The organism is Methanoculleus sp. (assembly GCF_035363275.1).
GTDB lineage: Archaea > Halobacteriota > Methanomicrobia > Methanomicrobiales > Methanoculleaceae > Methanoculleus.
Genome location: NZ_DAOSET010000014.1, coordinates 1 through 14,246, shown reverse-complemented (window position 1 = coordinate 14,246; position 14,246 = coordinate 1). Strand labels below are relative to the sequence as shown.

The 14,246-nt window shown below is 64.5% G+C and carries 11 protein-coding genes; 8 read left to right on the top strand and 3 right to left on the bottom strand.

The annotated features are described in order from the left end of the window. Positions 1-7 precede the first annotated feature (7 nt). From corA to PLN84_RS04330, 7 genes are all read left to right on the top strand, one after another. Positions 8-1,231, top strand: coding sequence for a magnesium/cobalt transporter CorA (gene corA, locus PLN84_RS04360; RefSeq protein ID WP_292384968.1), 1,224 nt, complete (start codon positions 8-10; stop codon positions 1,229-1,231). Between the two features lie 132 nt (positions 1,232-1,363). After that, on the top strand, positions 1,364-3,400 hold the full coding sequence (gene acsB / locus PLN84_RS04355) for an acetyl-CoA decarbonylase/synthase complex subunit alpha/beta (RefSeq protein WP_292384969.1): 2,037 nt from the start codon (positions 1,364-1,366) through the stop codon (positions 3,398-3,400). 12 nt (positions 3,401-3,412) lie between these two features. Further along, entirely contained in the window at positions 3,413-4,324 is a 912-nt protein-coding gene (locus PLN84_RS04350) for an acetyl-CoA decarbonylase/synthase complex subunit delta (protein ID WP_292384971.1), read from the top strand. A gap of 3 nt (positions 4,325-4,327) precedes the next feature. Further along, positions 4,328-5,662: an acetyl-CoA decarbonylase/synthase complex subunit gamma gene (acsC, locus tag PLN84_RS04345; RefSeq protein WP_292384972.1), complete on the top strand. Its 1,335-nt coding sequence runs from the start codon at positions 4,328-4,330 to the stop codon at positions 5,660-5,662. Then, positions 5,662-7,584: an ASKHA domain-containing protein gene (locus PLN84_RS04340; RefSeq protein WP_292491918.1), complete on the top strand. Its 1,923-nt coding sequence runs from the start codon at positions 5,662-5,664 to the stop codon at positions 7,582-7,584. The genes acsC and PLN84_RS04340 overlap by 1 nt, the downstream gene beginning before the upstream one ends. Beyond that, the gene (locus PLN84_RS04335; RefSeq protein ID WP_348531932.1) at positions 7,572-8,606 is read left to right on the top strand and encodes a hypothetical protein; all 1,035 of its coding nucleotides are present in this window, start codon (positions 7,572-7,574) and stop codon (positions 8,604-8,606) included. The genes PLN84_RS04340 and PLN84_RS04335 overlap by 13 nt, the downstream gene beginning before the upstream one ends. Beyond that, positions 8,603-9,358: an AAA family ATPase gene (locus tag PLN84_RS04330; RefSeq protein ID WP_292384978.1), complete on the top strand. Its 756-nt coding sequence runs from the start codon at positions 8,603-8,605 to the stop codon at positions 9,356-9,358. Before PLN84_RS04335 ends, PLN84_RS04330 begins: the two co-directional genes overlap by 4 nt. Positions 9,359-9,880: 522 nt before the next feature. Here PLN84_RS04330 and PLN84_RS04325 read toward each other — a convergent pair. The 3 genes from PLN84_RS04325 to PLN84_RS04315 form a co-directional block, all read right to left on the bottom strand. Beyond that, positions 9,881-10,270 carry a cupin domain-containing protein gene (locus tag PLN84_RS04325; protein WP_221058091.1) on the bottom strand — a complete coding sequence of 130 codons (390 nt, stop codon included), beginning with the start codon at positions 10,268-10,270 and terminating at the stop codon, positions 9,881-9,883. 40 nt (positions 10,271-10,310) lie between these two features. Further along, positions 10,311-11,303 (bottom strand): TIGR03557 family F420-dependent LLM class oxidoreductase, encoded by a 993-nt coding sequence (locus PLN84_RS04320; RefSeq protein WP_221058090.1) that lies wholly within the window; start codon positions 11,301-11,303, stop codon positions 10,311-10,313. 455 nt (positions 11,304-11,758) lie between these two features. Further along, positions 11,759-13,165 carry a PAS domain-containing protein gene (locus PLN84_RS04315; RefSeq protein ID WP_221058089.1) on the bottom strand — a complete coding sequence of 469 codons (1,407 nt, stop codon included), beginning with the start codon at positions 13,163-13,165 and terminating at the stop codon, positions 11,759-11,761. A 281-nt stretch (positions 13,166-13,446) separates the two neighbouring features. Between PLN84_RS04315 and PLN84_RS04310 the strand changes: the two genes are divergently transcribed. Beyond that, on the top strand, positions 13,447-14,246 hold an 800-nt coding region (locus PLN84_RS04310), incomplete at its 3' end, for a lyase family protein (protein WP_348531931.1).

Genomic DNA, 14,246 nt, shown 5'->3' with positions numbered 1-14,246 from the left:
GCTCCCGGTGAGACGGGAGCCTCTCTTCCCCTCCTGTCTCGTTCATCGGGGGAGAGCGGGGGGATCGGCCCGGCGGTGGCGTTTTATACCATGGGGCGAATGCTCCCTCCCGGAAGTCACCCCGGATCCGGCGGAGCAGGCGCTCGCGTATCGGGATATCCCGATCGAATGCGAGAGGGCGGATCAGCCCCGGGTGGCCCCCATCTCCGGGGCAAACAGTCCGGAGGTGAAGATGCAGCCGGAAGAATCCTGTCAGATACTACCGATCCGGGTGATGGACTACACGGAGGACCGTATTGAGGAGCACGAATGCATCGAACTCACGAAGGCCTGGTCGTGGATCAGCCGGGAGACGGTCACCTGGATCGACGTCGTCGGGGTGCCGGAGCATGACGAACTCGTGGTGCTGGGAGAACAGGCAGGCATCCACCCGCTCACGATGGAGGATATCACAGTCCCTGACCAGCGGCCGAAGGTAGAAGAGTTCGGAACCTACGTCGCCGTCATCGCGAGGATGCTCTCGGAGAGAGACGGCAGGGTCGCAAGCGAGCAGGTCAGCCTGATCTTCGGGGAGAACTACGTCATAACGTTCCGCGAGCAGCCCTTCCAGGTCTTCGAACTGGTCAGGGGACGGCTCAGGAACGAACTGAGCGTCCTCCGGGGCATGGGACCGGATTATCTCACCTACGCGCTCCTTGACGCCATCGTGAGTGTTTACCTCGCCATCCTCGACACAGTCGACGACCGGGTGGAAGACCTCCAGGGCAGGGTTCTGGCTTCCGCGGACCCGCTTGCCTTAAAACAGATCTACGAACTCAAGGAAGACCTCCTGACCATCCGGAGAGCGGCCGTTCCGGCACGCGAGGTTCTTGGGTCGCTCGCAAGCCGGGAGTTGAGCCTTGTCCGGAGGGAGACGATCCCGTACTTCAGGGACACATACGACCGGTGCATCCAGGCGGCAGAAGTTGCGGAGTATACCAGAGATACCCTCTCCGGCGTGATGGATCTCCACACCTCGAACCAGAACAACCGGCTCGCCGAGATCACGACGATCCTCACCATCGTCGCGAGCATCTTCATCCCTTTAAGTTTCATCACCGGGTTTTATGGGATGAATCTCAGGAACATACCGCTCGAAGACTCGCCCCTGGGGTATCCTCTCGTCCTCCTCCTCATGCTGGGTGTCGCGTTCGCGATGCTCCTCTACTTCAGGAAGAAAGAGTGGATCTGACGCTGATCCCGGACGGTTCCCGGCAACCGGCAGCGCGTGTTGCCGGAGAAACCCCAGGACCGCGGTGGCCGCCGCTTTGCACGGAAACAATCATTTATGACCGTGCGCAGAGTATCACCTGCTGATAGCATCATGAAGGATAGACTCACGGACTCTCTTGCTACGGCGATAGAGCACGGCCGCACCGGCCTCGATGCGAGGATGCAGGCACTCTCCGGGAAGCTCGCCTACGCGGACACGGCATATGCCCTCCCCGTGACCTACGCCGTCACCGGCATCGCCGTGCGGGACGCGGACGGAGCGCGCGAGGCATACCGGCAGTCCGGCAGCAACCTCCTCGTCGCCTGCGAGTGCCTGATGGCCGGCGAAGGCGGCGTGGAGATCCCCTACACAGGTTTCATCCCGGACGCAGTCCTCCGGAGGCTCGGTTACACCCTGGTCGACGGGAGCGTCACGGGCCTCGGCCTCCTGGTCGGGACGCCGGAGAGCCCCGACGCCGCCGCGGCGATCTGCCGGGAGATGCAGGAGAAGTACCTGCTCACCTTCCTTGCCGGCGGGGTCGTGGAGGCGCTCTCCGGCGCCGGCGTCCGCCTGGGGCTGGATTACCGCCTGGTGCCGCTCGGTCCGGAGAGCGCCCGGGGCATCCACTTCGCCGACATCCTCGCCCGGGTCGCGATGATGTTTGGGGGGGTGCAGCCGGGAGACGTTCACTCCCTGCTCGGCTACGCCGCCGAACGGGCGAAGGCGTTCGTGATCGCATTTCCGGGCCTCACCGACGAAGAGGCCGCGTTCGTCGACGCCCTGCGGGTGCTCGGGATACCGATCCTCGCGGCCGGCAAGGGCTACGAGGGAGGGGAGTGGATACCGGTCGCTCCCGCAACGGCGGTCCGGACCGGCATGGACCTCCGGGGGATCCGGGTCACGGTCACGGCGATCCCGATACCCATGGCCTGCTCCCCCGCGTTCGAGGGGAAGAGCATCCGCAAAGAGGAGATGTACGTGGAGTTCGGCGGCGGGAGGACCCCTGCCTTCGAGCTCCTCCGGATGCGGCCCCGCGAGGAGGTGAAGGACGGGAAGGTCACCGTCGTCGGACCGGAGGTCGACGCCGTCCCGGCAGGCGCCGCCCTCCCGCTCGCGATCCTGGTGGACGTCGCCGGCGCGAGGATGAGAGCGGACTACGAACCGGTGCTCGAGCGGCGGATCCATACCTTCGTCAACTACGGCGAGGGGTCCTGGCACGTTGCGCAGCGGGACCTCATCTGGGTCAGGCTCTCGAAAGAGGCAGTGGCGAAAGGCGTCAGGATCCGGGACATCGGGACGTTGCTTGCCCACAAACTCAAGGCGGAGTTTCCGGACCACATCGACGCGGTCCAGGTGACGCTGGTCACCGACAGGCAGAAGGTCGAGGGGATGCTTTCGGAGGCGCGGGAGGCCTACGCACGGCGCGACGAGCGGATTAGCGGCATGAAGGATGAGGATGTGGAGACCTTCTACTCCTGCACCCTCTGCCAGACGTTCGCCCCGAACCATGTCTGCGTCATCACGCCGGAACGGCCGGCGCTCTGCGGGGCAATCACCTGGCTCGACGCCCGGGTTGCCCACGAGATCGCTCCCGCCGGGGCGAACCAGCCGGTCCCGAAGGGGGAGACGGTCGATGCCGTCTGCGGTGAGTTTGCGGGGGTGAACCGGTTCGTAAAGAAGGCATCCCACGGTGAGGTCGACCGGATCTCCCTCTACAGCATGATCGAGAACCCGATGACCGCCTGCGGGTGCTTCGAGTGCATCGCGGCCATCGTGCCGGAGGTGAACGGGATTCTCGTCGTCAGCCGCGACTTCACGGGGGAGACCCCGCTCGGGATGACCTTCTCGACGCTCGCGGGGACGATCGGGGGCGGCGCGCAGACGCCGGGGTTCATCGGCATCTCAAAGAACTATATCCTGAGCGACAGGTTCCTCCAGGCCGAGAACGGTATTACGCGGGTGGTCTGGATGCCGGCCTCCTTAAAAGAGGAACTCGGAGACCGGCTGCGGGAGAAACTTGCTGCACTGGGGATGCCGGACCTCTTTGCGAAGATCGCGGACGAGGTCTCGGCGCCGACGATCGAGGACCTCGTCGCGTTTCTCGAGCGCGTCGATCATCCCGCACTCGCGATGAGGTCGCTGATCTAGGAGGGATGGTGCGTGACAGAGCAGAGTGACGAGGGATTGACGATCCGCGAGGTGCGTCTCGGCGCCACGCGGGAGGAAGGGGGAACCAGGGAGGTCTCCTACGTGATCGGGGGCGAGCGGGATCTCCCGTTCTCCGGAGACGGGGCCGGACGGCCTCTGGTGGCGCTTGAGATCTGCGACGACCCCCGGTTCTGGCCGCCGGTCGTCCGCGACTACGTGGGCGACCTCGCGAACGACACCGCTGAGTGGGCGCGGGCCGCAGAGCGCACCTACGGCGCAGACCTGGTGCGGCTGAACTTCACGAGCACGAAACAGCGCGGATTCGATGCGTTCGACGCGATCGCCGCGACGACGGAGGAGGTGCTCGCGGCGACGGCCCGGCCCCTGATTGTCGAGGGGAGCAACGAACCGGAACTCGACAGCGAGGTCTTCCGCCGCTGCGGGGAGGCGGGTGAGGGCGAGCGGCTCCTCCTCGGGACCGCGGAGGCCGACCGCTACCGGAGCGTCGCCGCGGCGGCGCTCGCCTACGGCCATGCGGTGATCGCCCAGTCGCCGATCGACGTCAACCTGGCGAAGCAACTGAACATCCTCCTCCGCGAGACCGGCGTGCCGCAGGACCGGATCGTGATCGACCCCTACGCGGGGGCGCTCGGCTACGGGTTCGAGTACTCCTACTCGGTGATGGAGCGGATCAGGCTCGCCGCCCTCTCCGGCGATGCGGACCTCGCGATGCCGATGATCTGCGCCCCCACCGACACCCTCTCGGTCCGGGAGGTGCGAGAGGCCGCACCGGCGGATCAGGAGGCGATGGCGGTTGCCTGGGAGTTCTACACCGCCTACGCCGCCATTGTCGCCGGCGCGTCGATCGTCTGCGTCCGCCACCCGCTGACCGTGGAGAGGCTGAAGGCGGCCCTGGAGGGCTGAAGCATGGCGATGAAAGCGCTCGACATCTACAAGCACCTCCCGAAGACGAACTGCAAGAAGTGCGGGTACCCCACCTGCCTTGCCTTCGCCATGAAACTCGCCGTCGGAAAGGCGGAGGTCGAGGCCTGCCCGGACCTCGACCCCGACACGAAGAGCCTCCTCGGCGGGGTGACCCGGCCGCCGGTCCGGCTCGTCACCATCGGCGCAGGCGAGCGGTCGATCGCGGTCGGCGAGGAGTTTGTTCTCTTCCGGCACGAGAAGACCTTCTACCACCCGCCCGGCATCATGGTGCAGGTCTCCGATACCTGGCCGGAGGACGAGGTGCGCTCCGTCGTGGAGACGGTGAAAGAGACCGTCGTCCAGCGGGTGGGGCAGGACCTCGTCGTGAATGGGGTGGCGGTGAAGTACGAGAGCAACCGTCCCGAACGGTTCGCAGCGACCGTGGCGCTCGCCGGGGGCGGGAGCACCCTCCCCCTGGTGCTGATCGCCAGCGACCCCGCAGCCTTTGAGGCGGGCCTCGCGGTCGCGGGACACTACCGGCCGCTGGTCCACGCCGCGACCGAAGAGAATTGGGAGGGCCTCGCTGCCCTCACGAAGCGCTACGGGTGTCCTCTCGCCGTCCGGGCCGCCGGTCCCGCCGAACTCGCCAGCCTCGCCGGGAAGTGCGCGGAGGCAGGGACCCCGGACCTCGTGCTCGACCCCGCACCGTCGTCGCTCGCCGGCTTCATCGCCACTGCAACGGAGATCCGGAGATCCGCTATCGGGCGGACCGAACCGGCGCTCGGGTATCCCCTCTACCTCGACGCCGGAGCCTTCGGAAAGACCGATGCGGCCCTTGCGGCGGGTATCCTGAAGTACGCGGGGATCATCGTCACCCCCCCGCTCGCCTCCGCCTCGCGCGAGGCGGCGCTCACCCTGCGGCAGAACATCTACACCGACCCGCAGAAGCCCATCCAGGTGACGCCGGGCATCTACCCGATCAATGAGCCCGGACCGGACGCCCCGATCCTCCTCACGGTGAACTTCTCGCTCACCTACTTCACGCTGCTCGGCTATCTCGAAGCGTCCCGGATACCCTGCTACCTCTTCATCGCGGACACGGAAGGGCTCTCGGTCCTCACGGCCGTCGCCGGCGGGAAACTGACCGAGACCCTCGTCGCCGACTCGCTTAAGAAGTTCGGCGTCGCGGACCTGGTGGACCACCGGCTGCTCGTCATCCCCGGTTACGCAGCCCCGCTCTCCGGGAAGATCGAGGACGCGACCGGCTGGAAGGTGCTGGTCGGCCCCCGGGATGCGGCCGATCTTCCCGGATACCTGGAGAAGGAGTGGAAGGCCTGATGCCGACCGTGACGTTCCTCCCCGGCTACCGGAAGGCGACCGTGCCGGAGGGGGCAACCCTCCTCGACGCGGCCCGCGCTGCCGGCCTCTCCATGAACGTGGTCTGCGGCGGAGAGGGTAAGTGCGGGAAGTGCCAGGTCTACGTAAAAGACGGCACGGTATCGTTCGACCGCGAGAAGTACCGCCGGTTCTTCTCGGACGAGGAGATCGCCCGTGGGGCATGCCTTGCCTGCCAGGCGACCGTCGCCGGCGACGTCCAGGTCGAGGTCCCGGCCGGGTCGCTCATCGAGGAGCAAAAGATCCTCGTCGAGGTCCCGGGCATGAAGGAGATCCCGCTCAACCCCACCGTCAGGAAGTATGAGGTCCGCCTCGAACCGCCGTCCCTTGAGGACACGACCCCCGACCTCGCCCGCCTGCTCGAAGGGGTCGAACGGCAGAGCGGGCCGCCCCCGAACAGGGTCTACGCGCCGCTCGGCGTCCTCTGCTACCTCCCGCAGGTGCTCCGCCGGAGCGGGTGGCACGTGACCGCCACGGTCGCCCTGGTCCCCGGCGGCTACCGCCTGAGCAGCGTGGACGAGGGCGACACCACGGGGAGGCTCTACGGGGTGGCGGTGGATCTCGGGACGACCACGATCGTGGCCTACCTCTGGAGTCTCGTCGACGGGCGGATCCTTGCTACGGCATCGAACTACAACCGCCAGATCTCCTGCGGCGAGGATATCCTCTCGCGGGTGAACTTCTCCCGCAGAAGCGGCCTTACCCGACTGCAGCAACTTGCGGCGGAGAGCATCAACGAGGCCCTGACGACCGCCGCCGATGCCGCGGGGATCGACCGCGAGGAGATCTTTGAGGTGATGATCGCCGGGAACACGGTGATGACCCACCTCCTCCTCGGGATCGACCCCGGCTACATGATCGCGGAACCCTACGTCCCGGTCGTGCGCCGGATGCTCTCGACGGCCGCCGGGCGGATCGGCATCGCGGCCCACCCAAACGCCGGGGTCTACACCTTCCCGGCGGTCTCGAACTTCATCGGCGGCGACATCATCGCCGATATCCTGGCCACCGGGATGGCCGAGCGCGAGGAGGCCACGCTCATGGTGGACATCGGCACGAACTTCGAGGCCGTGCTCGGCAACAGCGACTGGATGCTCTCCTGCGCGGGCGCGGCCGGGCCGGCCCTGGAGGGCGGGGAAGTGCTCTTCGGGATGCGGGCAAACCCGGGCGCGATCGAGCGGGTCCGGATCGACCCCGATACCCTCGCGCCGTCGTTCTCGACGATCAACGGCGTCCGGCCGCGGGGAATCTGCGGCTCGGGCCTCATCGACCTGCTCGCGGAGCTCTTCCGCGCCTGCGTCATCGACCGGACGGGAGGGATCAACCTGGAGCTTGACCATCCCCGGGTCCGGAAGGGGCAGTATTACCCGGAGTTCGTCGTGGCCTGGAAAGAGGAAACGTCGATCGGGAAGGATATCGTCATCACCGAGAACGACATCAAGAACCTGATCATGAGCAAGGCGGCAATCCACGCCGCCTGCATGACGCTCCTCGACGCAGCAGGCCTTGCGCCCACCGATATCGGCAGGGTCTGCTTCTCGGGAGCGTTCGGGAACTACCTCAACAAGGAGAACGCCGTCACCATCGGTCTGATTCCGGAAACCCCACCGGAACGTGTCGGAAACATCGGGAACGGGGCGATCACCGGCGCGAACATCGCCCTCGTCGACCGCAGGCGAAGGAAGGAGCTCGACGGGCTCGCCCGGCGGATCACCTACATCGAACTGAACGCGGACCCGTCGTTCATGGACCGGTATACGTCGAGCTGTTTCCTGCCGCACACCGACTTTGCGCTCTTCCCGCACGTGCAGCAGACGCTTGAGGCGTGCCGGGCGAGGCAGGGGGTGAGGTCATGGCAGGCATGATCCCGTCCCCGGATCTCCTCGCGACCGGCGTGGGGGCCCTCCCTCACCGCGATCCCGACGCGGCGTGCCGGGCGGTGCTCGCGGCCTTCCCCCGGATCCCCTACGTCCCCACCCTGCCGAACCGGGGACTTCTCGAGGCGATCGTCTTTGCCGACGCCGAACACCTCCCCGGCGGGGTGGTCCGGGACGCGAGACTCGTGGTCGATCGGAGCGCCGATCCCTCGGAGGCGATGGAGCGGGTCCTGCTCGACTACCTTGAACGGAACGCAGAGCCCTACCGGGTCGGCGAGGCATACGGGTCGGGGTTCCACGCGATGATGACCCGCGACCTCTCGGACGCACTCCTCGTCAAGTGCCAGGTGACCGGCCCGGTGACCTTCGGGATGCAGGTGGTGGACGAAACGCGCCGGCCCATCCTCTACGACCCGGAGTACGCCGACCTGCTCGGGAAACTCCTCGGCCTGCGGGCCCGGTGGTGCGAGACGGCGATGCGGGAGCGGATGGGCGCACGCGCGACCCTTGTGGTGCTGAGCGAGCCCTACCTTGCGTCGCTCGGCTCGTCGGTCGTCCCGGTGGATGCCGGGGTGGCGGCGTCCGCCTTCGAGGATATCGCCGCCCTCCTCGACGGGGGGCTCGGGATCCACTGCTGCGCCAACACCGACTGGGGGTTCGTCCTCGGCCTTGCGCCGGCCGTGGTCTCGATCGACGCCTGGACCTACGCCCGCGAGTTTCTCCTCTACGCCGACGATATCGCCCGCTATATGGAGAGGGGAGGCGTGGTGGCCTGGGGGATCGTCCCCGCGGACTACAGTGTCTTTGCGGCGGAGAACCCCGATTCGTTCTTCTCCCGGTTCCAGGATATCCGCGCCCGTGCGACGGAGACGATCGACCCCGACCTCTTCGATCGCCAGTCCCTCATCACGCCGACCTGCGGGATCCGGAACGCCTCCGAGAGAGAGGCCGTCGCGATCATGGCGGCGACCGCGTCGCTCTCCCGCCGCCTGCGGGGTGAGGAACCATGATCCGGCCCTGCACCGTCGTCATATCCGGCAAGGGCGGGACCGGGAAGACGACGATCGCGTCGCTCCTGATCGACGCGCTGATCGCGGCCGGAGAGCGGCCGATCCTCGCCGTGGACGCCGACCCGAACGCGAACCTCCACGAGGCTCTCGGGATCGCCCTCACCGAGACGCTCGGGAGCATGCGGGAGGAGGCCTTCACCCGGTCCATCCCCCCGGGCATGGACCGGACTGGATATGTCAGATACCGGTTCCGCCGGGCGCTCGCGGAGGCGGAGGGCTACGACCTCCTTGCCATGGGCCGGCCGGAGGGGTCGGGGTGCTACTGTTTCCCGAACGCCCTCCTCACCGAGTGCATCGAGACGCTTGAGCGTGGTTACCGGCTCGTCGTCGTGGATTCCGAGGCCGGGATGGAGCATATCGCCCGGGGGACGATCCAGAGCCCGAAGGTCCTCCTGATCGTGAGCGATCCCGGGGCCCGCGGGATGCGGACCGCCGGCCGCATCCGGGACCTCGCGGAGTCGCTCGGCCTCTCGCGGGAGAGGATCTTCCTCGTCGTCAACCGTGACCGGGGCGACGACACTATCGAGAGCGATCTCCCCCTCATCGCCCGTATCCCGGAGGACCCGGGCATAGGGGAGGCGGATCTTGCCGGGACGCCGATCGTCGGGATCCCGCAGAACAGCCCGGCGCGGGCGGCGGTGCGCGATCTTGCCGCCCGGCTCGTTGAGGAGTGCGCCCGGCGAGGGGAGTGACGGCGCCGCGCCGGGACAACGCAACGGTTCCGGCGCAATCATACTGTCCGGACCCGCATTGCCCGGGACGGTGAAGGCGCAACAGGAAAACCTGTGGAGAACTCTCGATCCGGGTCGTCGACTGCACGAAGGAGCATGAGTGCGTCGAACTCACCGGGGCCGGGCCATGGATACGCCGACAGACGGCCACCCGGATCGACGTCGTCGTGGTGCCCGGCAGGCAGGCATCCGCCCGTTCATGATTCTGCGCAAAGTTCAGTATATACTCAAACTCCGACATTCCCGACTATCCGACAACGATCGTCTCGATGAACGCCGTCGCGGGGGGTAATGCTCCTTTACTTAAAAAAGATGAGGCGGATATTGAAGGTGCCCCCGGGTGGGTTCCATCGGCTTATAAGGTGGAGATGCCGATTTTTTCAGCAGGGAGATGTGTGATAACGGGGCGGAAATCCCCGTACCCGGGGGCACCGGACACGGAGGTGTGATATCGGGAAGAATGAGGCCGGGAAACCCCTGCCATCACTTCGGGCCGGTAACAAATACTGCCAGCAGTGCGAGATCCTCCTTGTCGGCGATGACGGTGTGACGGACGCCGGGCGGCGTGGTGAAGGTGTCCCCGGGCTTGAAGAGTATCTCTCTCCCATCGAGGATCATCTTCCCGTGCCCGGCGAGGATGGCGTTCCACTCCCACTGGCTCTCGTGAAGGTGGTCAGGAACCTCACAGTCCTTACGCACCCTGACGAGATGGGAAGAGAACGACCCCTTCGTGTCCGCTCCCGGCGCGAGATCCGCCAGGGCGACACCGGTCCATGCCGGGTTCGAGTACCACACGGGTCGCCTGCCCGCTTTCTCTGCAGGGAAGAAGGCGGCACCCTCCTCCATGAGCCGGGCAATGTTCTGGTTTTCCATCGTTTCTCCCATAGATCGGGATGGACCGGGCAAGCCCGGTTCATTCCGTGACGGCGGGGATGATCTCCTTGAAGATATCGATGCCGAGGTTCACGTTCGGGCTCGAGTTGCCGAGACAGAAGTGGTTGATGCCTGCAGCCTTGAACCGCTCGATCTCCTTGATCATCCCTTCGGCGTCGGTTGCGACCATGAAGTTGTCCTTCATCATGTCATGTCCGACAAGGTTTGCATGGAGTTCGACCTCCTTTGCATCGGAGACCTTGTATTTGAACATGGCGGGAACCAGGCAGCCGGCCCAGAAGCGCAGTGCCTCAATGGCTTTGTCATAGTCGGCGTCGACCGAGTACCAGACGAGCATGGCGTGCTCCATCTTGCTCGGGTCCTTCCCGGCCTCGCGGGCGCCTTTCTCGAAGTTCGGGATGGTGACATTCTTCAGCACGGAGGGCGGCGCAGACACCGTCATGAGGTGGTCGGCGTGCTTCCCTGCCAGCTGTGCTCCCTTCGGACCCATTCCGCTGAAGTAGAGCGGAACCTTGTCGTCGGGCTTGGTGTACAGAAACGCCTTGTCGAAGGTGTAATACTTGCCCTTGAAGGAGACGGGCTCCTTGCTCTCCCAGAGTTTCTGCATCACTTCGACGGCCTCGACGGTCATGTCCTGCCGCACCGGTACGCTCGGCCACTCGCCGGTGACCGGCACCTCGTTCAACGCCTCGCCGGCGCCCACGGCAATGCCCACACGACCGGGGTACATCTGCCGGAGGGTGGCGAACGTCTGTGCGACGACTCCCGGGTTGTACCGCATGATCGGGCAGGTGATGCACGTCGAGAAGAACGCCTTCTTGGTGGCCTGGAGTGCTGCACCCATCCAGGCCCAGGCCTGCCCCGTCTGTGCATTGGTGTGATACCAGGGGTGGAAGTGGTCGTCTACCCAGATAGAATCGAAACCGACATTTTCTGCTCTGACTGCCTGTTCAAGCGCATCCATGGGGCGGTACTGCTCAATAGATGCAAAGTAACCCATCTGTGTCTTCATGGTACTGGTCTCCTGATGATCGGCAAAGTCACCTATCCAGGGGCAGGCCTACCCAAATCTTGATACGCTACCAGTTCCAACGAGAGCACTGGTACGGCAGCTGAGGTCCACACATCTAATCCCACTTATCTGTGGTGGATCACGGCCATCCTACCCCATTGAAGGTTCTCTTCCGATCCTGTTGTGGTGTGCGGACTAGTTCTCCGCAGAAAGAATAATGTTTGCGACTGACTATATAGATATCGTTTAATGTTCAACAATGCCCGGACGGCGATCGGAGATATTGGCCTGCCCCGCGATTCATCTTGGATCATACCACCGGGGGATCGTCAAATTATCAGGAGAATCGTTGGGATTCCAGCACGAATAGCCCGACAATCCCCAGGACACGCGGGGAGCGGGGGGTTACACCCGGAGGGCAGGAGGGGGGCTGTGTTCAACAATAAGAGAATGTTTTATATACTAATTCCAGAAAAGTCATTCTCTCGCGTTACACGAGCATTGCACGCCTGGAACGGCGCTTCAGCCTCCTTACGGACAGCATCCGATACGTCGATCATAAAAGACGCGATCTCTCCGGAAGGTAGTTTGAAGACATAATGGGAGATCCAGGGAAAGTCCTCGCGGTTCCGGTATTTGAGCGGTGTAACAAACTCCGGCTTTTCGGTGGTCAGAACGCGATACAGGAGATCGTGCACGTACGGGTTCGGGAGATCGGGGAATTCCTCGAAGAGTTTCCTCCCGACGAGGTCTTCTTTGTTCATCCGCAGGAGGGCTGCTGTTACCCCGTTAACGTCTTTGATGATGTACTCGTTTCCTCCCTCAATCGGCTCGTAGATCAGGACGCCGTTGCAGGCCTTCTCGAAGAACGACCGGTAGCGCGTCTCCTTGAAGGCCAGCTCCTTCCGGGCCAGCCGCTCAGTGGTGATATCCCTGAAGAGGATGGCGAACTCGTGTGAGGTCACCCCGCCGTCTGGAGTGATCGGGGTGAAGACCACGTCGAAGTAAGCGACGCCCGACCGGGTGCTCGGAATCCGCTGATCCCGTTTCAGGCGGTCGAAATCGCAGGCGAGTTCCGTCTCGGCGACTTTTCCCTGCCGGATCAACTCGAGGATCTTCCCTTTATAGCAGGAGATATCGAAGATATTTCCTTCCGCCAGTTCCTGAACCCCGTTCAGGCCGAGGATCCCCAGGGACGCACGATTTGCGTTGAGAACGGTCCCATCGGCCGTAAAAAGGATGATCCCGCTGGGAACCCTCTCGAAGATCGTCCGGATCATCTTCTCCGAGTACTTCAGGGCGGCTTCGGTGTTCTTCCACGCCGTGATATCCTGCAGGCTGATCAGGATCCCCGGCTTCCCCACATGGGAGACCGTCGGGGCAAACTCGATGTGATAGATGTGGTTCGTGCTGTCCTCGATGTACTGCATCTCGGAGAGGTAGGTGCCGGACTGCCGGACCCTCTCGATATTCCGCATGATGGTCGGGTCCGAGAAGATACGGAGGTTCAGGTCGAAGAGGGAGGCGCCGAGGATGTTTCTCCCGCGGTGGATGCCGAGAGTCCTGATGAAACTCGTATTCACCATGAGGATCTGGAGGTCGGCGTCCAGGATGACGATCGCGTTTGAGAGGCGGTCAAAGAGTTCCGAGAGCGGGACCCGCTGCGCCGGGGTGTACAGCTTCGATCTTCCGAACCGCTGCATGCTCACGTCCCCGCTCGACTGGAGCATCTCGAGGTACTTGGCGACGGTAGCCCGGTTCATCCCGAGTTCGCGGGAGATTGCGGAGATGGAGAGGCCCTGCGGCGATCGCTTCTCAAGAAGGCTGACAATTCTACCGAATATATCCTGATACTCGCTCATGAATGCTATCCTCCGGACCTCACGGAGTTCACCGGGATCGGTTGTCGGTCGGGAGATCTCCCGACAAGATCATTAGGGAGATCGTGACTAGTATCTTTCGGGCTTCCGGGAGAGCCCCCCATTGCCGGCGGTCCGGAGACTCTCCACCGGACAACTCCCACTATCGCTACGGAATAGGCCTCCATAGCGATAGAACCGGGGCGACAGTCTGCTTCCCGGGGAGTGGAGAGCAGCCTTCCGGCAACCCTTTTTTGTAGCGAGAATGCCAACACTTCTCTACTATGGCAATCCATCCCATCGACTACCGGTACGGCACCCCGGAGATGCGTGCCGTCTGGAACGAGGAGAACCGCTTCCGGGCGATCGTCATGGCCGAAGTGGCGCTGGCCCGTGCCGAGGCGGCGCACGGGATGATCCCCCGCGAGGATGCGGAGACTATCGCGGCTTCTGCACCGAAGGCACGCCTTGAGCGGGCGAAGGAGATCGAGGCCGAGATCAACCACGACATGATGGCGATCGTCAAGGCCGTCACCGAGGTCTGCGGCGACGCGGGCAGATGGATCCACTATGGCGCGACCTCAAACGATATCCTGGATACCGCGACGGCCCTGCAGCTCCGCGACAGCCTCGCGCTCATCGAGGAGAAACTGGGCAAACTCCTCTGCGTGCTCCTCACCCGGAGCGCCGAGACGAAGACCCTGGTCTGTGCCGGCCGCACTCACGGGCAGATCGGCGTCCCGACCACTTACGGCCTCCGGTTCGCGATCTGGGCGAGCGAAGTCTCCCGCCACATCGAGCGGCTCCGCCAGATGCGCTCACGGGTCGTCGTCGGGCAGCTCACGGGAGCGGTGGGGACCCAGGCAGCGCTCGGGGATAACGGCATCGAAATCCAGGCGACGATGATGGAGTTTCTCGGGATCCGGTCCGTGGACGTCTCAAACCAGATCGTATCGCGGGACCGCTACGCGGAGTACTTCATGTTCCTCGCAAACGTCGCGACAACACTCGATAAGATCGGGCTTGAGATCCGGCTGATGCAGCGCTCGGAGATCGGGGAACTCGCCGAGGCGTTCGGGAAGAA

Coding starts and splice junctions, on each gene's coding strand:
- acsC (WP_292384972.1), top strand. CDS start 4,328: ATGGCGATGAAAGCGCTCGACATCTACAAGCACCTCCCGAAGACGAAC.
- PLN84_RS04315 (WP_221058089.1), bottom strand. CDS start 13,165: ATGAGCGAGTATCAGGATATATTCGGTAGAATTGTCAGCCTTCTTGAG.
- PLN84_RS04335 (WP_348531932.1), top strand. CDS start 7,572: ATGGCAGGCATGATCCCGTCCCCGGATCTCCTCGCGACCGGCGTGGGG.
- acsB (WP_292384969.1), top strand. CDS start 1,364: ATGAAGGATAGACTCACGGACTCTCTTGCTACGGCGATAGAGCACGGC.
- PLN84_RS04325 (WP_221058091.1), bottom strand. CDS start 10,270: ATGGAAAACCAGAACATTGCCCGGCTCATGGAGGAGGGTGCCGCCTTC.
- PLN84_RS04340 (WP_292491918.1), top strand. CDS start 5,662: ATGCCGACCGTGACGTTCCTCCCCGGCTACCGGAAGGCGACCGTGCCG.
- PLN84_RS04330 (WP_292384978.1), top strand. CDS start 8,603: ATGATCCGGCCCTGCACCGTCGTCATATCCGGCAAGGGCGGGACCGGG.
- PLN84_RS04320 (WP_221058090.1), bottom strand. CDS start 11,303: ATGAAGACACAGATGGGTTACTTTGCATCTATTGAGCAGTACCGCCCC.